This is a genomic window from Gillisella vitis, assembly GCF_021559775.1.
Classification (GTDB): domain Bacteria; phylum Pseudomonadota; class Alphaproteobacteria; order Rhizobiales; family Rhizobiaceae; genus Allorhizobium; species Allorhizobium ampelinum.
The window spans coordinates 2663796-2688288 of record NZ_CP056047.1; the positions used below are offsets into that span (position 1 = coordinate 2663796).

Annotated in this window: 15 protein-coding genes and 1 tRNA gene; 14 read left to right on the plus strand and 2 right to left on the minus strand. The window is 59.0% G+C overall.

The window, feature by feature from the left end; all coding sequences use genetic code 11:
• Window positions 1–13: 13 nt before the first annotated feature.
• Both hisN and AVCG78_RS12545 read right to left on the minus strand, forming a co-directional pair.
• Window positions 14–787, minus strand: a complete 774-nt coding sequence (gene hisN, locus AVCG78_RS12540) for a histidinol-phosphatase (RefSeq protein ID WP_071203755.1) — start codon at window positions 785–787, stop codon at window positions 14–16.
• 352 nt (window positions 788–1139) lie between these two features.
• Window positions 1140–2036: an N-formylglutamate amidohydrolase gene (locus AVCG78_RS12545; RefSeq protein WP_071203757.1), complete on the minus strand. Its 897-nt coding sequence runs from the start codon at window positions 2034–2036 to the stop codon at window positions 1140–1142.
• Window positions 2037–2335: 299 nt separating this feature from the next.
• On the opposite strand from AVCG78_RS12545, the gene cpdR1 reads away from it, so the two are divergent.
• The 14 genes from cpdR1 (at window position 2336) to AVCG78_RS12615 (ending at window position 24487) form a co-directional block, all read left to right on the plus strand.
• Window positions 2336–2701, plus strand: coding sequence for a response regulator CpdR1 (cpdR1, locus tag AVCG78_RS12550; protein ID WP_015917105.1), 366 nt, complete (start codon window positions 2336–2338; stop codon window positions 2699–2701).
• Window positions 2702–2965: 264 nt separating this feature from the next.
• A tRNA-Val gene (locus AVCG78_RS12555) sits at window positions 2966–3040 on the plus strand.
• A 203-nt stretch (window positions 3041–3243) separates the two neighbouring features.
• Window positions 3244–4386 (plus strand): mechanosensitive ion channel family protein, encoded by a 1143-nt coding sequence (locus tag AVCG78_RS12560; protein ID WP_071203759.1) that lies wholly within the window; start codon window positions 3244–3246, stop codon window positions 4384–4386.
• Between the two features lie 272 nt (window positions 4387–4658).
• On the plus strand, window positions 4659–6086 hold the full coding sequence (locus tag AVCG78_RS12565) for a mannose-1-phosphate guanylyltransferase/mannose-6-phosphate isomerase (RefSeq protein ID WP_156537091.1): 1428 nt from the start codon (window positions 4659–4661) through the stop codon (window positions 6084–6086).
• 313 nt (window positions 6087–6399) lie between these two features.
• Entirely contained in the window at window positions 6400–9744 is a 3345-nt protein-coding gene (locus AVCG78_RS12570) for a transglutaminase family protein (RefSeq protein WP_156583034.1), read from the plus strand.
• 140 nt (window positions 9745–9884) lie between these two features.
• A complete protein-coding gene (locus tag AVCG78_RS12575) occupies window positions 9885–12281 on the plus strand; it encodes a circularly permuted type 2 ATP-grasp protein (protein WP_139191372.1) in 2397 nt (798 codons plus the stop codon).
• A gap of 14 nt (window positions 12282–12295) precedes the next feature.
• Window positions 12296–13174, plus strand: coding sequence for a transglutaminase family protein (locus AVCG78_RS12580; RefSeq protein WP_071203909.1), 879 nt, complete (start codon window positions 12296–12298; stop codon window positions 13172–13174).
• 154 nt (window positions 13175–13328) lie between these two features.
• The gene (locus AVCG78_RS12585; RefSeq protein ID WP_143049383.1) at window positions 13329–14666 is read left to right on the plus strand and encodes a VWA domain-containing protein; all 1338 of its coding nucleotides are present in this window, start codon (window positions 13329–13331) and stop codon (window positions 14664–14666) included.
• 92 nt (window positions 14667–14758) lie between these two features.
• Complete coding sequence (locus AVCG78_RS12590) at window positions 14759–14971, plus strand: hypothetical protein (protein ID WP_071203762.1); 213 nt, start codon at window positions 14759–14761, stop codon at window positions 14969–14971.
• Window positions 14972–15287: 316 nt separating this feature from the next.
• Entirely contained in the window at window positions 15288–17756 is a 2469-nt protein-coding gene (locus tag AVCG78_RS12595; RefSeq protein ID WP_071203764.1) for a glycogen/starch/alpha-glucan phosphorylase, read from the plus strand.
• Complete coding sequence (gene glgB, locus AVCG78_RS12600; RefSeq protein WP_071584632.1) at window positions 17756–20005, plus strand: 1,4-alpha-glucan branching protein GlgB; 2250 nt, start codon at window positions 17756–17758, stop codon at window positions 20003–20005. The genes AVCG78_RS12595 and glgB overlap by 1 nt, the downstream gene beginning before the upstream one ends.
• A gap of 138 nt (window positions 20006–20143) precedes the next feature.
• A complete protein-coding gene (gene glgC, locus AVCG78_RS12605; protein WP_071203768.1) occupies window positions 20144–21409 on the plus strand; it encodes a glucose-1-phosphate adenylyltransferase in 1266 nt (421 codons plus the stop codon).
• Between the two features lie 5 nt (window positions 21410–21414).
• Entirely contained in the window at window positions 21415–22851 is a 1437-nt protein-coding gene (glgA, locus tag AVCG78_RS12610) for a glycogen synthase GlgA (RefSeq protein WP_156601679.1), read from the plus strand.
• Window positions 22852–22858: 7 nt separating this feature from the next.
• A complete protein-coding gene (locus AVCG78_RS12615; protein ID WP_071203772.1) occupies window positions 22859–24487 on the plus strand; it encodes an alpha-D-glucose phosphate-specific phosphoglucomutase in 1629 nt (542 codons plus the stop codon).
• The last annotated feature ends 6 nt before the right edge of the window (window positions 24488–24493 follow it).

The window sequence follows — 24493 nt, forward strand, 5'->3', positions numbered from 1 at the left end:
ACACCGGTGGCGATCAATCGACCAAAATCGCGCGCGCCTGCTCGTAGACAGCGGCAGAACTGGCGGCGATGATCTTGCCGCCCGCTTCCGGCCGTTCACCCTCCCACGTGGTGATAATACCGCCAGCCTGCTCGATAATCGGAATCAGAGCGCCGACATCGTAGGGCTTCAGCCCCGTTTCGATCACCAGATCGACAAAACCTGCCGCCAGCAGCGCGTAGGCATAGCAATCCACGCCATAGCGGGTCAGTTGGACCTTGGCCCGCACCGCATCGAAACGCGGCCGCTCGTCTTCCAGAAAAATATCCGGCGAGGTGGTGTAAAGCACCGCATCCGAGAGACCAGCGCAGGCCCGCGTTGCGATCTGCCGCTGGCCATCAGGTCCGCTGTACCAGGCTTTCTCCCCATCGGCAAAATAACGCTCGCCGGTAAAAGGCTGGTCCATCATGCCCATCACCGCGTGGCCGTTTTGCTGAAAACCGATCAGCGTTCCCCAGGTGGGCAGACCGGAAATAAACGCCCGTGTTCCATCGATCGGATCGATCACCCAGACACAATCGCGGCCAAGGCCGACATTGTCATGTTCCTCGCCCAGAATGCCGTGATCGGGAAACTCTGCCTCGATCAGCGCGCGGATCGCGGTTTCCGCTGCCTTATCGCCTTCGGTGACGGGATCATAGCCGCCCGCATCCTTGTTGACGACATCCAGCCGTGAGCGAAAGCGTGGCAGTGTCTCGGCCTTGGCGGCCTCGGCGAGGCTGTCGAAAAACGTCTTCTCGGGGCGCATGCGGCTTCCTCAATAAGGTGAACGTGGACGTTTCTTACGGCATAAAACGCCGGATCGGAATTCGCTCCAGCATAAATTTATCAGGACGACAGGCAGAGCGCCGATTTGCACGCCATTCGAGCATTTCCTTGATGCAAATGCCTAAATAATAATCATGATTAAAAAAATGTCAAAATCGACTTGACATTTGTGCAATGCAAAATATGATACGTCTTACAGTCTTTCGACTGTAAATACCCTCCTTGGGTGTTTCCTCCCTAGACTTGCCGCGCCTCGAGCGCGGTTTTTTTTGCCTTATCGCGCCACGCATCGCAGGGTCGGAAAACCGGTTTCCACTTTTCGGAACGATGCACTATTCGGCGGCGAGCGCGCCATCGCCGAGGCCGGGCGTGGCAATGCCTTTGGAAAGCTCCGCCATCTGACCAATGAACCGCGACAGCACGGCTGCAAGCGAGGCGAAATCCGGTCGCTTTTCCAATGTTGCCTCATCGACATACAGTGCGCGGTTGATTTCGATCTGTAGAGCATGCAGGCCCCTGGCGGGACGGCCGTAATGTTCAGTGATGAAGCCACCGGCATAGGGCTTGTTGCGCACCGCCGTAAATCCGAAATCGCTGAGCACCTGCATGGCGGCATGGGTCAGTTCTGCCGAAGCACTGGTGCCATATCGGTCGCCAATGATGAAATCCGGACGAATGGCACTGCCGCTCAGCCGAATATTGCCCGGCATCGAATGGCAGTCGATCAGAATAGCCGCCCCAAAACGGGCATGGGTGCGGGCAATCAGCCGGCGCAGGCAGGCGTGATAGGGCTTGTAGATCGTCTCGATCCGGGCAATCCCCTCCTCCACGCTCAACCGCCCCCGGTAGATTTCCATATTTTCGGCGACAATCCGCGCAATGGTGCCGAGCCCTCCGGCAACACGTACCGAATGGGCATTGACGTAAGGCGGCAGGGGGCCAGAAAACATCTTCGGATCGAGCTCATAAGGCTCGCGATTGACATCAATATAGGCGCGTGGAAATTTCGCGTAGAGCAAGGGGGCGCCGTGGTCGGGTGCCGCTGCAAACAGCTCATCGACGAAATGATCCTCCGAACGGCGGATGGAAAGCCTGTCCAGGCGCGAACGGGCGAGAAACTCCTGTGGATAATCTCTGCCGCTATGAGGGGAATTGTAAACAAAGGGAATGCTATGCTGTTCGGGTTCGCGCACGTCAAACAGCTCGAAATCGTCGCGTTCCGGCTGCATCTCACCCCTTCTTTACCAAATCAGCAATTCATAATGAAACATATGTTGCCAGTTGCCCACCGCGAAGTCCATACTGCATTAATCTTGAAGCCGGATACGGCATGATAAGAGAATCATGCAGCACTTATGCAGCAGTTATAATGTGCTACAGCGACCTGTCTGCGCCGCCAAAGACGCGGACAGGTCGCTGTAGTGGCGAAAAATCACACCCGGCTTTCCCGTCTTCACCTGCTGTTTACACGGGCTGGAATATCTGGGAAAGCTTAACACCATGATCCCAGTTGAGTAACGGTCCAGCAATGACTCAGAAAATACTTCTTGCCGAAGACGACAACGACATGCGCCGCTTCCTGGTGAAAGCCCTGGAAAAGGCCGGATACAAGGTATCCTCCTATGACAATGGCGCCAGCGCCTATGACAGGCTTCGGGAAGAGCCCTTCTCGCTGCTCCTGACCGACATCGTCATGCCGGAAATGGACGGCATCGAGCTGGCCCGCCGCGCCACCGAACTCGACCCGGACCTGAAGGTGATGTTCATCACCGGCTTTGCCGCCGTGGCATTGAACGCCGATTCCAAGGCGCCCAAGGATGCCAAGGTCCTGTCCAAGCCCTTTCACCTGCGCGACCTGGTAGACGAGGTCAACAAGCTGCTGACCGCCGCCTGAGACCGCCTGGTTCCAGCGACTGCGCCGCTCAGATTGGAATCCTCCAATCGGGCGCGATTTGCGACCATCATGCGTCGCATCGCAAGCGGCTCGGCAAATGATGCATGCGCCAGGTTCTGGCGCATGGTAGATCGCGACAGCGAGGCGCTTGCGCGTAAACCCGGAAAAGCCAGCAGATACAACCGCTTGCCGAATTCTTGATCCAAACCGCGCAATAGCTATTGACGGAACCGGCGGTTTCATGGTTTACCCCCGCCATCGGATGGGCGTGTAGCTCAGCGGGAGAGCACTACGTTGACATCGTAGGGGTCACAGGTTCAATCCCTGTCACGCCCACCATCCGATTTTATTCCCTTTTAGAGCATTTGAATGCCATTTCGGCTTGTCGATGACAGGCTTGGTTCCTATCACGCACATAGGCCGGTTCACCGTGGCCTGCCGGCTCGCTCACCATCGTGACCAGAGCCTTAAGAATCGTTCCCGGGCAAGTTTTTTGCCCTTTCCCTATTTTCTATACCGCATTGCACCCTAGATGGGTTTGGATGCAGACTATTTTTGAAACATTGCAACATGCCGTCGCATGGATGCCGGATTGGGCTGTTTCGCTTTGCGTCCTGCTTCTTGCTTTTCTGGTGGGCATGTTAATTCAGCACTTCGGCTTCCGCATCCTGACGCGGCTAACGGAAAATCGCGATCTTTTCTGGCGCTCACTGGTGCAGCGCACCCGACGACCCTTGCGGCTTGCCATCCTGACCTGGACGCTCTCCATCGGCGTGACTGTCGCACCTCTAAGTGATGCAGCAGCCAATATCGTGCGCCACGCTCTGCTGCTCTGCTTCGTCATCGTTGTCGGATGGATGACCCGCACCGCCCTTCATATCTGGGTGACCGTCTATCTTCGCCGTTTCAAGCTTGATGCCGAAGACAATCTACTAGCCCGCAAGCATGTCACCCAATCCCGCATCATGGAAAGGGTGGCCGCCACCGGCATCGTCGCCCTCACGGCGGCAGCCGTTCTGATGTCTTTTCCGGCGGTGCGCCAATATGGGGTCAGCCTGCTGGCCTCAGCGGGTGTGGCGGGTATCGTTCTCGGTCTCGCCTTACAGCCAATGCTGAAAAATCTGTTTGCCGGGCTGCAATTGGCCATCACCCAGCCGATCCGCATCGATGACGCGCTGATTGTTGAAGGTGAGTTCGGTCATGTCGAAGAAATAACCGCCACCTATGTGGTGGTGAAGCTCTGGGATTGGCGAAGACTGGTCCTGCCCCTCAATTATTTCATCGAAAAACCTTTCCAGAACTGGACCCGCGAAGGTGCAGCGCTGATCGGCACGGTCATGCTCTACATGGATTATTCCGTTCCGGTCTCCACGCTGCGCCGAAAAACTGAGGATATTGTCAGGTCAGCACCGTTGTGGGATGGAAATGTCTTCAACCTCGCCGTCACGGACCTGAAGGATCAGGTGATGGAAATCCGTATTCTGGTGTCCGCCGCCAGCGCCGGGAAGGCTTTCGACTTGCGCTGCTATGTGCGCGAAAAGCTGATGGACTTCATCCAGAAGGACTATCCCGATGCCTTGCCGCGCCTGCGCATTCATCAGGAAAAGCCACAGACGTTGAAGGACGGGTCGATGTCACCGATCCAAGGCAGAGCGACCGCACGGTCGGAGAAGATAGACGCCTGACACCATAGCGATCAACCGCCAACGGGAATGACCATTGTCTGCGATAATGGGCTTTTCAGCGCCATTTTTCACTCCCTTGCTGATCGAGAACGCAATCCTCTCCGATTCGTGGAATTATTCAGGTGCCGCTGATGAAGCGCTTGGATGTTTTGCAGAAAAATGCAACAACCCCTTCACGCCAGACCCAGCACCAGGCTGGAGCGCTGCCACGCCTTTCGCCACACGATCCTTCTGGGATTGCGGCTGCGCGCTTTCTGCAGAAAGGACCGAGAATGACCGATAAAATCGTCCCCGTCATCATGGCAGGCGGCAAAGGCACACGATTGTGGCCGCTATCACGCGCCACCGCCGCCAAGCAGTTCCTGAAAGTGGTGGGCGAGGAAACGCTTTTTCAGTCCACCTTGCAGCGCGTCAGCGATACCAGTCTTTATGAAGCGCCGTTGGTGGTGACCAATGAGGAGTTTCGCTTCCTGGTCGCCGAACAGGCGCGCGAACAGGGCGTGGCGCTATCAGGCATCCTGCTGGAGCCGGTGGCGCGCAACACGGCAGCCGCCATTGCCGTCGCTGCCCGCGTCGTTGCGGAACGATTCGGGCCTGATGCGGCCCTGCTCGTGCTGGCGTCCGACCACGCCATCACCGTCGATGCCGTCTATCTTGCCTCGATCACGGCTGCTGCCACCGCCGCACGGAGCGGCAAGCTCGTCACGTTCGGCATTACCCCCACAGAACCGGCCACCGGCTATGGCTATATCGAACTGGGTGCCGATCTCGGTAACGGCGCCCATGCCGTCAGCCGTTTCGTTGAAAAGCCGGATGCGCAAAAGGCGCAAGCCCTGATCGATGCCGGAAATTACTATTGGAACTCCGGCATGTTCCTGTTTTGCGCGACAAATATCATCGATGAACTGGAGCGCTATGCGCCAGAGGTGATGGCAGCCGCGACCGAGGCCGTCGCCAAGGCCACCAAGGATATCGATTTCATCCGGCTCAATACCGAGGCCTTTACCGCAGCCCCCTCGATTTCCCTCGATTATGCGGTGATGGAAAAAACCGCCAATGCCGCTGTTGTCCCCTCCGCCATCCAATGGTCGGATCTCGGCAGCTGGGACGCGGTGTGGAAGATCGGCGAAGCCGATGCCGACGGCAATGTCGTGAAGGGCAATGCCACCGTCCACAACACCCGCAATTCACTGGTTATCTCGCGCAACAGCCATCTGGCCGTGCAGGGCATGGACGGCGTCGCGGTGATTGCCAGCGAAGACGCGGTCTTCGTCGGTCGGCTGGACGAGGCCCAGGAAGTCGGCAATCTGGTTAAGCTTCTGGCCAGCGACAAGAAGACGGCAAACCTCACCGAAACCCACCCGACCTCGCTGCGGCCCTGGGGCGGCTATACCTCGATCCTCAACGGTGACCGGTTCCAGGTCAAGCGGCTGTTCGTCCACCCCGAAAAGAAACTGTCGCTGCAAAAGCATTTCCATCGGTCGGAGCACTGGATCTGCGTGCGCGGTACCGCCGAAGTGACGATCAACGACAAGGTGACCATGCTCTATGAGAACCAGTCTATTTATATTCCCCAGGGCGCGGTGCATCGGCTCGGCAATCCCGGCAAGATCATGCTGGAAATGATCGAAATCCAGACCGGCTCCTATCTGGGTGAGGACGATATCGTCCGACTGGTCGATGAGTTCGGTCGCACCTGAGGGGTTTAACGAGGCTGGACACGGCAGGCGGCTTGCCCTGCCGTCATGCTCGGCCTTGTGCCAAGCATATAACATTCGATACCGTCGAAAATCCCTCTGCCAGAGGCAGATCCTCGGGACAAGCCCGAGGATGACGCTCTGGAGACCGCCTTGAGCAAAGGTACCAACAACCGTGGGTCGGGCGACGGTTTGCAGCCTGCCAAATCACTGCCCAACAAATTCCCAAGAAGCTGACTTGCTTTATTTCTGTGCATTGCACAAGATCAGGCACAATCAGAATGGCATTAGGTCCGGACCACGGACGAGGGGTTTCATGGCGATCAAGGCAAGCATTTATCATCTTACTCATTATAAATATGACACGCCGATCCGCCTGGGACCGCAGATCATTCGCCTGAAACCGGCGGCCCATTCCAGAACCAAGGTTCTGAGCCACTCCCTCAAGGTCACGCCCGAAAATCACTTCGTCAATCTCCAGCAAGACCCCTACGGCAACTATCTGGCCCGTTTCGTGTTTCCCGATCCGGTCACCGAGTTCAAGATCGAAGTCGATCTCACCGCCGATATGAGCATCTACAATCCCTTCGATTTCTTCACGGAGGAAGAGGCCGTCACCTGGCCGTTCGAATACCCGGAGGATATTCGCGAGGATCTGGCGATCTACAAGAAACCAGAGCCGGACAGCCCTGCGCTCGATTCCTATCTCAAGACCCTGGACATGACGCCGGGCCAAGGCACGGTCGATATGATCGTCGCGCTCAATGCCCGCCTGCAAAGCGAAATCGGCTATGTGATCCGCCTGGAGCCGGGCGTGCAGACACCGGATGAAACGCTGACCTCGGCGCGCGGCTCCTGCCGCGACACCAGCTGGCTGCTGGTGCAGATTCTCCGGCATCTGGGCTTTGCCGCCCGCTTCGTCTCCGGCTATCTGATCCAGCTGAAACCGGATCTGGAAGCGCTGGATGGCCCCTCCGGCACCAAGGTGGATTTCACCGACCTGCATGCCTGGGCGGAAGCCTATATTCCCGGCGCTGGCTGGATCGGCCTGGACCCGACCTCCGGCCTGATGACCGGCGAAAGCCATATTCCACTGGCCGCCACACCGCATTACAAAAACGCCGCCCCGATTTCCGGCGGCTATTTCGGGCAAGCCAAGACCGATTTCGATTTCGACATGAAGGTGACACGTGTTGCCGAGCATCCGCGCATCACCAAGCCGTTTTCCGATGAAAGCTGGGAAGCACTGAACGCGCTTGGCCTGAAGGTCGATGGCGATCTGAAGGCCCATGACGTGCGCCTGACCATGGGCGGCGAACCGACCTTTGTATCGATCGACGATTTCCAGTCGGCGGAATGGAATACAGATGCGGTTGGCCCGACCAAGCGGGCGCTGGCCGATCAGTTGATCCGCAAGCTGCGTACCCGCTTTGCCCCCGGCGGCTTCCTGCATTACGGCCAGGGCAAATGGTATCCGGGTGAAAGCCTGCCGCGCTGGACCTTCTCGCTCTACTGGCGCAAGGACGGCAAGCCGATCTGGCATAATCCGGACCTGATTGCCACGGAGACAGCCGATACCAATGTGAGCCATGAGCAGGCCCAAGCGCTGATGGCCGGCATTGCCACCGAGCTGGAGATCGAGCCGGACATGATCCTCCCGGCCTATGAAGACCCAGCAGCCTGGATCATCAAGGAAGGCAGCCTGCCGGAAAATGTCGATCCGTCCAATTCCAAGCTGGAAAGCCCGGAAGAGCGCGCCCGCATCGCCAAGGTGTTTGAGCGCGGTTTGACCATCCCGACCGGCTATATCCTGCCGGTCCAGGCCTGGAACGCCAAGGCCAGCGGTCGGCGCTGGATCAGCGAGAAATGGCGCACCCGGCGCGGCAAAATCTTCCTGATTCCAGGCGACAGTCCCGTTGGCTTTCGCATGCCGCTCGGCACCCTGCCCTATGTGCCACCCTCGCAATATCCCTATATTCACACGGCGGACCCATCCATCCCACGCACACCGCTGCCGGATTTCGGCCCGGATGCCCGCGAAGGCCGGGCGCTGTCGGAAGCCTCGCGCAAAACCAGCGACGCCCAGCAGGACCGCAACGAACAGAATATTGCCGGCTCAACCGGCGATATAACCGGCGCCGTGCGCACAGCCATGAGCGTCGAGCCGCGTGATGGCCGGCTCTGCGTGTTCATGCCGCCGGTGGAGCGGATCGAGGACTATCTGGAACTGGTAGCCGCCGCCGAGACCGCTGCGCACAATCTCGGCCTGCCGATCCACATCGAAGGCTATGCGCCGCCGCAGGACGAGCGCATCAATGTCATTCGTGTCGCGCCCGATCCTGGGGTTATCGAGGTCAATATCCACCCCGCCGATAGCTGGCAGGATTGCGTGGCCACCACTGATATCATCTATGAACAGGCCCGCCAGACGCGGCTTGGCGCCGATAAGTTCATGATCGACGGTCGCCATACCGGCACCGGCGGTGGCAACCACGTGGTGGTTGGCGGCGCCAATCCCGGCGACAGCCCGTTCCTGCGTCGCCCGGATCTGCTGAAAAGCCTGGTCCTGCATTGGCAGCGTCATCCGGCTTTGTCCTATATGTTCTCGGGCATGTTCATCGGCCCGACCAGCCAGGCGCCACGCTTTGACGAGGCCCGCCATGATACGCTCTATGAGCTGGAAATCGCGCTGGCCCAGATCCCCATGCCAGACAGTGGCGCGGCCCCGCCTTTGCCCTGGCTGGTCGACCGGCTGTTTCGCAACCTGCTGACCGATGTTACCGGCAACACCCATCGCTCGGAAATCTGCATCGACAAGCTGTTTTCGCCTGACGGACCGACGGGACGGCTGGGTCTGGTTGAATTCCGTGGTTTTGAAATGCCGCCGAATGCCCGCATGTCGCTGGCCCAGCAATTGCTGGTGCGGGCACTGATCGCTAGGTTCTGGAAGAACCCCATCGGTGGAAATTTCGTGCGCTGGGGCACGGCATTGCACGACCGCTTCATGCTGCCGCATTATCTTTGGCAGGATTTTCTCGAAGTGTTGTCAGACCTGCGCGAACACGGCTTCGACTTCAAGCCGGAATGGTTTGCCGCCCAGCTGGAATTCCGCTTCCCCTTCGTCGGACAGGTAGAATACGAAGACAGCAAGCTGGAGCTGCGCCAGGCGCTGGAGCCCTGGCATGTGATGGGCGAGGAAGGTGCCATCGGCGGCACGGTGCGCTATGTCGATAGTTCCGTTGAACGTTTGCAGGTCAAGCTGGAGACCGCCAATCCCGACCGCTACACCATTGCCTGCAATGGCCGCCGTCTGCCGCTGAAGAAAAGCGGCACAAATGGCGTGGCCGTCGCCGGTGTTCGCTACAAGGCCTGGCAACCGGCATCGGGTCTGCATCCGGTCCTGCCTGTAAACACACCGCTAACATTCGACGTTTATGATATATGGACAGGGCGGTCGATCGGTGGTTGTGTGTATCATGTCGCGCATCCCGGTGGTCGCAGTTATGATACTTTCCCTGTGAATGGCAATGAAGCGGAGGCTAGGCGGCTTGCGCGGTTCGAACCCTGGGGTCATACAGCCGGATCTTATCCGCTGTGGCCGGAAGCCGTCTGGCCGGAATTTCCGCACACATTGGATTTGCGGCGACCACATGGGATCTAAGCATGTCGCGTAAAAGTGTGAAACGGTTTTACGGAGACGACATGCGTCAACAAGAAGCCATGTCGTTCCGGTAAACATGCGAAACCGCTTTACGAGAATGACATGCTTCGGCAGGAATGAAGATGACCAAGCGTACGGCCATGGAGATGGACAGGCTGGAGAAGGACCCCGGAGCGGCGTTTGCCGATGGCTATCGGTCCTTGCCCGGTGCCGCCGATGAAATGCTGGACCGGGACGGAAACATCCGTCCGGTCTGGCAGACTTTCGTCGCCGCCATCAACGGCATGGATGAAGAGCAATTGCACGAGCGCTTTGCCCGTGCCGACCGCTATCTGCGCGATGCCGGGGTCTTCTATCGTGCCTATGGCTCTGCCGGTCCCACCGAGCGGGCCTGGCCGTTCTCCCATATTCCGGTGCTGATCGCCGATGCCGAATGGCAGGTTCTGGCGCGCGGCCTGGTGCAGCGGGCCGAATTGCTGGAACGGGTTGTCGCCGATATTTACAGCGATAACAGGCTGGTGCAGGAGGGCTTCATTCCGCCGGCACTGATTGCCGCCAATGGCGAATTCCTGCGGCCTCTGGTCGGGGTGAAACCGGCAGGTGGCCATTACCTGCATTTCTGTTCCTTCGAGATCGGCCGTGGGCCAGATGGCGCCTGGTGGGTGCTGGCCGACCGCACGCAAGCACCTTCTGGCGCGGGCTTTGCGCTGGAAAACCGGGTGGCGACGGCGCGGGCCTTTTCCGATATCTATGCCGAAACCCATGTCCACCGGCTTGCCTCGTTCTTCGGGGCATTTCGTGACGCGCTTCAGGGCCACAAACAAAGCCCTGATGACCGGATCGCCGTGCTATCCCCAGGCCCGGCCAATGAAACCTATTTCGAACACGCCTATATCGCCCGCTATCTCGGCATCATGCTGCTGGAGGGTGAAGACCTGACGGTGGTGAACGGCAAGGTGATGGTGCGTACCGTGGCCGGGCTGAAGCCGATCGGGGTGCTCTGGCGTCGTCTGGATGCGGCCTTTGCCGATCCGCTGGAACTGAACCAACTCAGCCATATCGGCACACCGGGCGTGGTGCAGGCGCTGCGCAACCAGGCGGTCACTTTCGTCAACGCGCTCGGCTCCGGCATTCTCGAAACCCGGGCGCTGATGGCTTTTCTGCCGACCATCTGTCGGCATCTGCTGGGCGAGGACCTGTTGCTGCCTTCAATTGCCACCTGGTGGTGCGGGCAAAAACAGGAACGCGATCATGTCGCCGGCAATATCGAGAAAATGGTGATCGGTCCGGCCTATTCCCGCCAACCGTTTTTCGACGACAACAGGCAATCGGTGCTCGGCGCGACCTTGCGGGAAACCGCCCAGCACTCGATTGCCAGCTGGCTGGAAACCGACGGCGCCAAGCTGGTCGGTCAGGAAGCCGTGACGCTCTCCACCACCCCCGCCATGGTCGATGGTAGACTGCAACCGAGGCCGATGAGCTTGCGGGTGTTTGCGGCACGCACCAAGGACGGCTGGCAGATCATGCCGGGCGGGTTTGGGCGGATCGGCAGCGGCAGCGATGTGGCGGCGATGGCCATGCAGGCCGGCGGGTCTGCCGCCGATGTGTGGATCGTTTCCGAAAAGCCGGTCGAGCGGATCACGCTGCTGCCAGCCGAAGAGCAGTTTACCCGCAACATGCCGGGCAGCCTGCCCAGCCGGGCCGCCGACAACCTGTTCTGGCTTGGCCGCTATATCGAGCGGGCCGAAGGGGCGCTTAGAATTCTGCGTGCCTGGAATGCCCGCTTTGCCGAAACAGCCGATCCGAAACAGCCGCTTCTGGCCTTTGTCAGCGAATACCTCGAAGCACTGGACATCAATACAGACCAGGGCGTGCCGGAAAGCCTGCTCGGCAATATCAACAGCGCGGTCTATTCCGCCAGCAATATCCGCGACCGGTTCTCGCCGGATGGATGGCTGGCGCTGAATGATCTCGCCAAGACCGCGCGGCGTTTTCATGAAAAGATCAAGCCCGGCGACGACGCCTCGCATGCCATGACCATCCTGCTGCGCAAGCTGGCGGGCTTTGCCGGTCTGGTGCATGAAAACATGTATCGCTTCACCGGCTGGCGCTTCCTCGCCATCGGCCGCTATCTGGAGCGCGGCATGCACATGACCCGGCTGCTCGGCCATATGGCAGGGCAGGATGCGCCGGATGGCGCGCTCGACATGCTGCTAGAGATTGGCGACAATGTCATGACCCACCGGCGGCGCTATAACGTCAACACCGCCCACCTGACCGTGACCGATCTTCTGGCGCTCGACCCGCTCAATCCGCGCTCCATCCTGTTTCAACTCAACGAGATCCACAATGAGGTAGAGCAATTGCCCAATGCCAAGGTCAACGGTCAGATGTCACGCTTCCTGCGCGAAACCGTTCGGCTGCATTCAAGCGTGGCGGTGATGACACCGGAAATGATGACGCCTGATATCTACAATCATCTGGAAAAAGAACTGGAATTGCTGTCAGATCTTTTGGCGCAAACCTACCTCGGATGAGCAAAGACATATCGATGCTGTACGATCTGACACTGCATATGGGCTATGATTACGATGTGGCCGCCGCTGGTGGACGCCATATCCTGCGCATCATGCCGATCTCGCTGCCGGAGCGGCAAAGGCTGATTGCCGGTTCGATTTCCATCGAGCCGCAGCCGGATGAACGGACTGGTTTTGCCGATTTTTTCACGCATCCCGCCACGACTTTCGCCTATCGCTCTTCCCATGACAAACTGGATATCCGCCTTCAGGCTCGTATCCAGGTGGATAGCCAACCGTTCACTGCGGATTTTTCGCCACTGCTCGAACGGCTAGCCGTCGAGCTTTTCGAATATTGGTCGCTGGAGCCAGCCTCCCCGCATCATTTCACCGGATCGAGCCCACGGCTGCCTGAAAACCCCGATATTGCCGCCTATGCCCGCTCCATCGTGAAGCCCGGCATGACCGTGCGCCAGATTGCCGAACAACTTTGCGCCCGCATCCACAAGGATTTCAAATACGACCCCAAGGCCACCACTGTCGATACCACCCCGAAACAGGCCTTTGCGCTGAAAAAGGGCGTCTGCCAGGATTTTTCCCATATCATGATCGTGGCGCTGCGCAGCCTCGGCATTCCCGCGGGCTATGTCAGCGGATTCCTGCGCACCATTCCGCCGCCGGGCAAGGAACGGCTGGCAGGCGCCGACGCCATGCATGCCTGGGTCAGGGTATGGTGCGGCAAAACCGTCGGCTGGGTCGAGCTGGACCCGACCAATGATATTGCCGCCGGCACCGACCACGTCGTCGTCGCCTATGGCCGTGACTATTCCGATGTCGCACCCGTCATCGGCGTGCTGAAAGGCTATGGCAATCACACGACCGTCCAGGCGGTGGACCTGATTCCGATTGGCTGACGAGGCAAGTGTCGCCTCCGTTTCAACCGCACTATTTCAGGAATAGGTTGCATTTGAGCAACCCCATTAAGCCAGTTGCAAGCAGTGTGTCCTATCAATTCCTCAGCAGCGATGCGGATCGTCAAGCCACGGTCCTGTTGCAGGAAACACGACCGTGTGCTTTCGTTTCGTTGAAGAGATGACAAGTGCCGGATCAACGTCACGGATGGACATGATGGTCATTTCGGCGCTTAACCCTGGTTTGCGTGCCTGTCGTTTACTCGCCACGAAAGCGCGGCAAGCCGGTGCTTTGGCATGCCGCCTGCTCAGGCATAGCGGCGGCAATTTCGGCATGATGACGGCGGTTCTGCTGCCGGTATCCATCGGCGTGGCAGGTCTGGCGATGGACGCGACCGAGATGGTGCAGTCGAGAAGTGCCTTGCAAAGCTCGGTGGATGCCGCGGCCCTTGCCGCCGCCTCGGCAATGAGCAACGGCATGAGCGAGGCTGACGCCATTGCGCTTGCCAAGAGCTTCCTTTCCTCGCAGCTGGCCAATACCATGGCCAGAGACGAAAACACCAGTTCGGTGGACCAGATCACACAGGCGGAACCGGATATTTCCGTCAAGACTACCCAGGTCAACAGCTCATCGACCTCCTATGACGTAGAACTGACAGGCAGCTACACCATAACGATGAACCCGCTTTCGAGGGTTTTGGGCTGGGAGACCGTGACGCTGAAAGCCTATGGCAAGGCCCAGGCCGCGACCACGGCCTCCGAAAGCCCGCTCTCTATGTATCTGGTGCTCGACCGGTCAGGCTCGATGAATGATGAAACGGCGACGACCTACACGGGGACCTGCACCAAAACCACGACGTCTGGCTATGGGTGGAACAAGAAGACCACGACGACGAGCTATAGCTGCACGAAAAACTACACGAAGATCGAATCCCTGAAGCTGGCCGTCGCCGATCTGGCCGCACAGCTCAAGAAGGCCGATCCAAACAGTGAATATGTACGCACCGGTGCCGATTCCTACAATGCCAGTGCCGATACCGCCCAGGCGATGAGCTGGGGAACCGCCAATGTCGTCACCTACGTCAACGCGCTCAGCGCTACCGGCGGCACCGATGCCAGGGGCGCGCTGAGTGCTGCCTATAGCGCGCTGCAAACATCCAACAAGACAGAGATTACCGCCCATAATGTGTCAAGCGTCAGCAAGATCGGCCGCTACATCGTGTTCATGACGGACGGCGAAATGACCGGCAACAGCAGCAGCTGGAGCTCCAGCATCGACTCTGCTGTGCGCAGCCAATGCACCAGCATCAAGGCCGACGGCATCCAGATCTATACGGTTGCGTTCATGGCACCGGCCAATGGCAAGTCGCTGCTCAGTGCCTGTGCCAGCGACGCCTCGCACTATTACGAGGCGACAGACGCAGCAAGCCTTGTCGCCGCCTTCGGGGAAATCGGCAAGAAAGCGACCTCCACCTCGACCCGCCTGACGAACTGATTTTGGCAGGTCAAAACCAGGCTAGGCCAAGATGTCTGGAACTTTACCCCTCTGGCGCGCCTTTAGCCTCCTTGAAACACAAGGAGCGAACCATGGAAGACACACCGTCGCTGAAACTGGCAAAGCGCTATCTGGAACTGGGCGGCACCCGAAAATTGAAGATGGACGACAACATCACCGATACCCGCAAATGGGAAGGCGAACCGGCGGAAGCCGCCAAATTCTGGGAGGACCATATCGAGGTTCTGGCAGAGGGCGAGCGCAAGCAGGTCGAGGACTTTCTGCCGTCTATGAACGACAAGTAGCGAGGCGGATGGCTTGCGGGCTGGCCATATCCTTGCGGCCCATCCCGAACATACCTCGATTATCGCAGGCCCTCTTAGCTTTCGTGATGACGCAAAGGGCGAAGTATTGGCACAAAGTGCGGACGCTAGAATAATCCCAAGAATAATCCGGGGCTTAACTGAGCCATAAAAACACGAAGCAACGACTGCTCTTCAAAAAAATACGCTGTTGCAACTATTCGCCAAGGATGCATACACTGCATGTGCCGGTGGTTGGCAAACCGCATGACCATCGGTCTCGCGCCCTGCCCTTTCCTCCTCACCATGTGGCGAAGTCATGAATGAAACTCATCCAAAGGCCGATCTTCCCCTTCCAACACCCCGTGTTTCCAATCCGGAAACGCTTGCCGCCGAAATCATCGAGCGGCTGACCTATGGTATCGGCAAGGATGCGAAGGTTGCCAAGCCGCATGACTGGCTGACCGCCACCATTCTCGTGGTGCGTGACCGCATTATCGACAAGTGGATGGAATCCACCCGCCAGACCTATGCCACAAATGCCAAGCGGGTCTATTATTTGTCGCTGGAGTTTCTGATCGGCCGGTTGATGCGCGATGCGATGACCAATCTCGGTCTGGTCGAGGAGATCAAGGCAGCGCTGGAATCGCTCGGCGTCGATCTTGGCATCATCGCCGGGCTGGAGCCCGATGCGGCGCTGGGCAATGGCGGACTTGGCCGTCTGGCTGCCTGCTTCATGGAAAGCATGGCGACCGTAAATATCCCGGCCTATGGCTATGGTATTCGCTACGTCCACGGCCTGTTTCGCCAGCAGATGGCCGATGGCTGGCAGGTGGAGCTGCCCGAGACGTGGCTCGCCCACGGCAATCCCTGGGAATTTGAGCGGCGCGAAAGCTCCTATGAAGTCGGCTTCGGCGGCGGCGTCGAGACCGCGTCGAACGGCACCAGTGGCGAGGAGATCCGCCATGTCTGGAAGCCGAGCGAGCGGGTGATTGCCACTGCCTATGACACGCCGATCGTCGGCTGGCGCGGCGAGCGCATCAACACGCTTCGGCTCTGGTCGGCCCAGCCGATTGACCCGATCCTGCTCGATGCCTTCAATGCAGGCGACCATATCGGTGCGCTGCGCGAAAGCAACCGGGCCGAAAGCCTGACCCGTGTTCTCTACCCGGCCGATGCGACCGCCGCTGGCCAGGAATTGCGATTGCGGCAGGAATATTTCTTCTGCTCGGCCTCGCTACAGGACATCGTCCGGCGTCATCTCCAGCACGGCAATGCGCTGATCGACCTGCCGAAAAAGGTGGCGATCCAGCTGAACGACACGCATCCTGCCGTCTCTGTCGCTGAACTGATGCGGCAATTGACCGACGTCCACGGCATGGACTTCGACACCGCCTGGGACGTGACCCGTGAGACCTTCTCCTATACCAACCACACGCTGCTGCCCGAAGCGCTGGAAAGCTGGCCGGTGCCGCTGTTCGAGCGGCTGTTGCCACGCCATATGCAGTTGGTCTACGCGATCAACGCCAAATGCCTGGTGGAAGCGCGCAAGCAGAAGAATTTCACCGATCTGGAAATCACCAGCCTGTCGCTGATCGATGAAAGCGGCGACCGCCGGGTGCGGATGGGCAATCTGGCCTTCATGGGCTCCCATTCGATCAACGGCGTCTCGGCCCTGCATACCGAGCTGATGAAGGAAACGGTATTCGCCACCCTGCATAAGCTCTATCCAGACCGGATCAACAACAAGACCAATGGCATTACTCCGCGCCGCTGGCTGATGCAGTGCAACCCCGGCCTGACCTCGCTGATCCGCGAATCGATCGGCGACGACTTCCTTGACGATGCCGAAAAGCTGACCGCGCTGGATGCCTTTGCCAAGGACAGCGCCTTCCAGCAGAAATTTGCCGCTGTCAAGCGGGCCAACAAGGAGCAACTGGCCAATCTGGTTGCCAGCCGCATGGGCATCAGGCTTGACCCTTCGGCGATGTTCGACATCCAGATCAAGCGCATCCACGAATACAAGCGCCAGCTCTTGAACATCATCGAGACCGTGGCGCTGTATGACCAGATCCGCTCGCATCCGGAACGCGACTGGGCACCGCGCGTCAAGTTGTTCGCTGGCAAGGCGGCACCGAGCTATCACAATGCCAAGCTGATCATCAAACTGGCCAATGACGTGGCGCGGGTCATCAACAATGATCCCTCGGTGCGCGGCCTGCTGAAAGTGGTGTTCATTCCCAATTACAATGTGTCGCTGGCCGAAGTCATGGTGCCGGCAGCCGATCTCTCCGAACAAATTTCCACCGCCGGCATGGAAGCATCGGGAACCGGGAACATGAAGTTCGCGTTAAACGGTGCGCTGACCATCGGCACCCTGGATGGGGCCAATGTGGAAATGCGCGATCACGTCGGAGAAGACAATATCTTTATCTTTGGAATGACTGCGGAAGAGGTCGGCAAGGTGCGTGCCGAGGGGCACACCCCGCGCCCGATCATCGAACGGTCGCGCGAACTGTCCCAGGCGCTGGCCGCCATTGCGTCCGGCGTGTTCTCGCCTGACGATCGGGACCGGTTCGCCAGCCTGGTGGATGGGCTCTATAACCATGACTGGTTCATGGTGGCTGCCGATTTCGATGCCTATGCCACAGCCCAACGTCAGGTGGACGCGGTCTGGACCGACCAGTCCCTCTGGCAATCCAAAGCCATTCTGAATACGGCCCGCATGGGCTGGTTCTCCTCCGACCGGACGATCAGACAGTATACGGCCGACATCTGGAGAGCCTGATGAAGAAAACAACCAGGCAGACGCAGGTATCAGCCGAGAGCGGCCATCCGCCCTCCGCTGACCACCTGTCTTCTGCCGAGATCGAAGCCATCGTCGCCGGCCTGCACACCGATCCGTTTTCGGTGCTCGGCGTTCATGCCGGAGCGAATGGGTTCATTGCCCGCTGTTTTGTGCCGGGCGCCGAAAGCATTACCGCGCTCACGCTCGACGGCAGCCTTGCCGGAGAGCTGGCCTGTCTTGACCCAGCTGGTTTTTTCGCCGGTCCGGTGGCGATCAAGACCCAGCAGCCACTGCGCTACCGCGCCTGCCGGGGCGATGTGGAATGGTCGCTGACCGATCCATACAGTTTCGGGCCGGTTCTCGGACCGATGGACGATTACTTTCTGCGTGAAGGCTCACATCTGCGGCTGTTCGACAAGATGGGTGCCCATCCTATCAAGCATCAGGGCGTCGATGGCTTTCATTTCGCCGTCTGGGCGCCGAATGCAAGACGGGTCTCGGTGGTCGGCGATTTCAATGAATGGGATGGACGCCGCCATGTGATGCGATTGCGCCGCGATACCGGCATCTGGGAGATTTTCGCCCCCGATGTCCGGCCTGGTTCGGCCTATAAATACGAGATCATCGGCGTCAATGGCGAGCTTTTGCCGCTGAAGGCCGATCCTTTCGCCCGCCGCAGCGAGTTTCGCCCGCAGACCGCGTCCGTCACCGCCGCCGAGCTTTCCCAGAACTGGGAGGATGCGGCGCATCTGGCCCATTGGGGCAGCATTGACAAACGCCGCCAGCCGATTTCGGTCTATGAGGTCCATGCTGGTTCCTGGCAAAAGCGGCCTGACGGCACATTCCTCAGTTGGGACGAGCTGGCGGAACGGCTGATCCCCTATTGCACCGAAATGGGCTTTACCCATATCGAATTCCTGCCCATTACCGAACATCCCTATGACCCTTCTTGGGGCTATCAGACGACAGGTCTTTACGCGCCAAGCGCGCGGTTTGGCGAGCCGGAAGGCTTTGCCCGCTTCGTCAATGGCTGTCACAAGGTCGGCCTCAGCGTCATTCTCGACTGGGTTCCGGCCCATTTCCCGACCGATGCCCATGGGCTGCGGTTTTTCGACGGCACGGCTCTTTACGAGCACGAGGATCCGCGCAAGGGCTTCCACCCCGATTGGAACACCGCCATCTACAATTACGGACGGATCGAGGTTCTCTCCTACCTGGTCAACAATGCGCTGTATTGGGCGGAAAAATTTCACCTGGATGGCGTGCGGGTCGATGCGGTCGCCTCGATGCTCTATCTCGACTATTCCCGCAAGGAAGGCGAGTGGATCCCCAATGAATATGGCGGGCGAGAAAACCTGGAGGCGGTGCGCTTCCTGCAAAAGATGAACGAGCATCTCTATGGCGCCCATCCGCAGGTGATGACCATTGCGGAGGAAAGCACCTCCTGGCCGAAAGTGTCCCAGCCGGTCCACGAGGGCGGGCTTGGATTCGGCTTCAAGTGGAACATGGGCTTCATGCACGACACTTTGAGCTATTTTGCCCGCGACCCCGTGCATCGCAAGCACCATCACCATGAAATCACCTTCGGGTTGATCTATGCCTATAGCGAAAATTTCATGCTGCCGATTTCCCACGATGAAGTGGTGCATGGCAAAGGTTCGATGATTGCCAAAATGCCTGGAGACGATTGGCAAAAATTTGCCAATCTTCGCGCCTATTATGGCTTCATGTGGGGTTATCCTGGCAAGAAATTGCTGTTTATGGGGCAGGAATTTGCCCAGTGGAGCGAATGGAGCGAGGAACGGTCGCTGGACTGGAACCTGCTGCAATATCCGCTGCATGAGGGCATGCGCCGCCTGGTGCGTGATCTGAACTTTACCTATCGTAACAAGCCGGCGCTGCATGCCCGCGATTGCGAGGGTGAAGGCTTCGAATGGCTGATCAGCGAGGATGCCGATCAATCGGTCTTTGCCTGGCTGCGCAAGACGCCCGGCGAAAGGCCGGTGGCTGTTATCGCCAACCTGACGCCGGTCTATTACCAGCGTTACGACGTACCTCTGCCGGTGGCAGGCCGGTGGCGGGAAATCCTCAATACCGATGCCGAGATCTATGGCGGTAGCGGCAAGGGCAATGGCGGCCGGGTGGAGGCCGTACTCGATGCGGCAACCGCCTCTGACAAGGCGCCATGGGCGCACGCGACGCTGTCACTGCCGCCGCTGGCAGTGATTATGCTGGAGTTGGAACAGTAAGCATCGGACCGAAAGTTAAGAGCCGGTTTTCGGATAAATCCGATGCGTAAACAAAAACTGAGAGCATCGAGCTAATTCCGGTTTTCTGTACGATGCTCTCGGACGAACACGTATTTTAGACATGCGGGAGGAGATTGCATGACGCCGACAAAGAGAATTCAGCCGCTGGCGCGCGATGCCATGGCGTATGTACTGGCCGGCGGACGCGGCAGCCGCCTTAAGGAGCTGACCGACCGGCGGGCAAAACCCGCCGTCTATTTCGGTGGCAAGGCCCGGATCATCGATTTTGCCCTGTCGAATGCGCTAAACTCCGGCATTCGCCGCATTGGCGTCGCCACCCAATACAAGGCCCATTCGCTGATCCGCCACATGCAGCGTGGCTGGGATTTCCTGCGGCCCGAGCGCAATGAAAGCTTCGACATCCTGCCCGCCAGCCAGCGCGTTTCTGAAACGCAATGGTATGAAGGCACGGCGGATGCCGTCTTCCAGAATATCGATATTATCGAGCCTTATGGCCCGGAATATATGGTGATCCTGGCGGGCGACCACGTCTACAAGATGGACTATGAATTCATGCTCCAGCAGCATGTTGACAGCGGTGCCGATGTCACCATTGGCTGCATGGAAGTGCCGCGCATGGAAGCTTCGGCGTTCGGTGTCATGCATGTCGACGACAAGGACCAGATCATTGCCTTCGTCGAAAAGCCCGCCGATCCACCGGGCATTCCCGGCAACGAGACCATGGCGCTGGCCTCGATGGGCATCTACGTGTTCCACACCAAATTCCTGATGGATTGCCTGCGCCGCGACGCCGCCGACCCCAATTCCAGCCGGGATTTTGGCAAGGACATCATTCCCTATATCGTCGAACACGGCAAAGCCGTGGCGCATCGCTTTGCCTCCTCATGCGTGCGCTCGGATTTCGAAAAGACCCCGTATTGGCGCGATGTCGGCACCATCGATGCCTATTGGCAGGCCAATGTCGACCTGACCGACATCCTGCCGGAACTGGATATCTACGATAAATCCTGGCCGATCTGGACCTATGCCGAAATCAATCCGCCGGCAAAATTCGTCCACGACGATGAAGGTCGTCGCGGTTCGGCGATTTCCTCTCTGGTCTCGGGCGATTGCATCATATCCGGCTCGACGCTCTATCGCAGCCTGCTGTTTACCGGGGTTCGCGCCAATTCCTATTCAAGGCTGGAAGGTGCCGTCATTCTGCCCAAGGTGACCATTGGCCGTCATGCCCGCTTGACCAATGTGGTGATCGACCATGGCGTCGCCATTCCCGAAGGGCTGATCGTCGGCGAAGACCCGGAAATCGACGCCAAACGCTTCCGCCGCAGTGAAAACGGTATCTGCCTGATTACCCAGGCGATGATTGACAAGCTGGGGCTGTAGAGCACATGAACATCCTGTCGGTCGCCTCGGAAGTCTATCCCCTGATCAAGACCGGGGGGCTTGCCGATGTGGCGGGCGCCCTGCCGCTGGCGCTCGAACCCTTGGGCATAAACACCAGAACCCTGCTGCCGGGCTATCCGGCAGTCCTCGCCAAGCTGGCTAACACGGATGTGCTGCTGCATATGCCTGATCTTCTAGGCGAGCCTGCAACCGTGCTTTCGGCCCGCCATGAGGGCCTGGACCTGCTGATCCTTGATGCGCCAACGCTGTTTAACCGCCCAGGCGGCCCCTATGTGGATAGCAATGGCCGCGACTATGACGACAACTGGAAACGGTTTGCGGCGCTGTCGCTGGCAGGCGCCCGGATCGCTCAAGGTGCGCTGGATGATTGGCGGCCCGATCTCGTCCATGTCCACGATTGGCAGGCCGCCCTGGTGCCGGTTTATATGCGCTACGATGAGAAGCCGGAAATTCCGAGCCTCATCACCATTCACAACATCGCCTTTCAAGGGCAATTTTCCACTGACATCCTCCCGGCTCTCGGTCTGCCAGAGCATGCATTGTGGGAAGCGCTTGAATATTACGGCACGCTGGCTTTTCTGAAAGGCGGCATTGCCACCGCCCATGCCATCAGCACCGTCAGCCCGTCTTATGCCGAGGAAATTCTCGATCCGCATTTCGGCATGGGCATGGAAGGACTGATCGCCAGCCGCGCCAATGACCTGTTCGGCATCGTCAACGGCATCGATACCGCCGTCTGGAACCCCGATGATGACGGGCTGATCGCCTCCCCTTATAGCGCAGCTGCCCTGCGCAAGCGCGTTGCCAATCGCGAGGCACTCACCCGGCATTTCAGCCTCGACGATGATGCGGCACCGATTTTCTGCGTGATTTCCCGCCTCACCTGGCAAAAGGGTATGGATGTGCTGGCCGAGGTCGCCGATGATCTGGTCGCGGCAGGCGGCAAGCTGGTCATTCTCGGCTCCGGCGATCCAGCCCTGGAAGAGGCCTTGCAGGCGGCGGCCAGCCGTCATCCGGGCCGGATCGGCATGGTGATGGGCTATAACGAACCGCTGTCACATCTGATGCAGGCGGGTGCCGATGCCATTCTCATTCCGTCGCGATTTGAACCTTGCGGCTTGACCCAGCTTTACGGCCTGCGCTACGGCTGTGTTCCGGTGGTGAGCCGCACCGGTGGTTTGAATGACACGGTCATTGACGCCAATGCGGCAGCACTTGCGGCAAAGGCTGCCACCGGCATACAGTTCGCCCCGGTCATGGTGGCGGGTTTGCGACAGGCTATACGCCGGGCAATCCGCCTCTTCGACGACAAGAAACTATGGTATCAGATCCAGAAGCAGGGCATGAAAGCAGACGTATCCTGGACAGCAAGCGCCCAGCGCTACGTCGATGTTTATAACCGCCTCCTCGGAAAAGGCTGAAACACGCATGATTATTACGGTTCCAACCAAACCCTATTCGGACCAGAAACCCGGCACGTCGGGTCTGCGCAAGAAGGTGCCCCAATTCCAGCAGGAGCATTACGCCGAAAACTTCATCCAGTCGATTTTCGATTCGCTTGAAGATTTCAAAGGCAAGACGCTGGTGATTGGCGGCGATGGCCGGTTTTACAACCGTGAAGTCATCCAGAAAGCCATCAAGATGGCGGCGGCCAACGGCTTTGGCCGGGTGCTGGTCGGCCAGGGCGGCATTCTCTCGACGCCAGCGGCCTCCCACATCATCCGCAAATACAAGGCTTTCGGCGGCATCGTGCTGTCGGCCAGCCACAATCCCGGCGGCCCGACCGAAGATTTCGGCATCAAATACAATATCGGCAATGGTGGGCCAGCGCCCGAAAAGATCACCGACGCGATCTACACCAATACCAAGACCATCACCGCCTATAAGACGGTGGAGGCAGCCGACATCAATCTCGACCGGATCGGCTCGTTCGATCTCGGCGAAATGACTGTTGAGGTCCTCGACCCGGTGGCCGATTATGCCGCGCTGATGGAGACATTGTTCGATTTCGCCGGTATCCGCAATCTGTTCAGCCTCGGCTTCCGCATGGTGTTCGACGCGATGAGCGCTGTCACCGGTCCCTATGCCAAGGAAATCCTCGAAAACCGCCTGGGCGCGCCTGAGGGCACGGTGCGCAATTTCATTCCGCTGCCGGATTTCGGCGGTCATCATCCCGACCCGAACCTCGTTCATGCCAAGGAGCTTTATGACGAGATGATGGGAGCGGATGCGCCCGATTTCGGCGCAGCCTCCGACGGCGACGGCGACCGCAACCTGATCATCGGCAAGGGCATTTTCGTCACGCCGTCAGACAGTCTGGCCATTCTGGCCGCCAATGCCAATCTAGCGCCCGGTTATTCCGGCGGCATTGCCGGCATTGCCCGCTCCATGCCGACCAGTGCCGCTGCCGACCGCGTCGCCGAACGGCTGAAGATCGGCATGTACGAGACCCCGACCGGCTGGAAATTCTTCGGCAACCTGCTCGACGCCGGCAAGGTGACGATCTGCGGTGAAGAAAGTGCCGGAACCGGCTCCAGCCATGTGCGCGAAAAGGACGGGCTCTGGGCCGTGCTGCTCTGGCTGAACGTACTGGCCAGCCGTGGCGAAAGCGTGCAGGACATCGTGCGCCAGCATTGGGCCTCCTATGGCCGCAATTTCTATTCCCGCCACGATTACGAGGAAGTGGATTCGGATGCCGCCAATGGCCTGATGGACGCGCTGCGCGCCAAGCTTGCCACCCTTCCCGGCACCATGATCGGCGCATTGAAGGTCGAAAAGGCCGATGACTTCGCCTATCACGATCCGGTCGATCATTCCGAGAGCAAGAAGCAAGGCATCAGGGTGATGTTCGAGGGCGGCTCGCGGGTGGTCTTCCGCCTGTCCGGCACCGGCACGTCGGGCGCAACTTTGCGCGTCTATATCGAGCGCTATGAGCCAAACTCGTCCAACCACGGCATCGAAACCCAGGAGGCACTCGCCGACCTGATCGTCGCTGCCGAGGACCTGGCCGGTATCAAGGCCCGCACTGGCCGCGACGCACCGACCGTGATCACCTGATCGCGG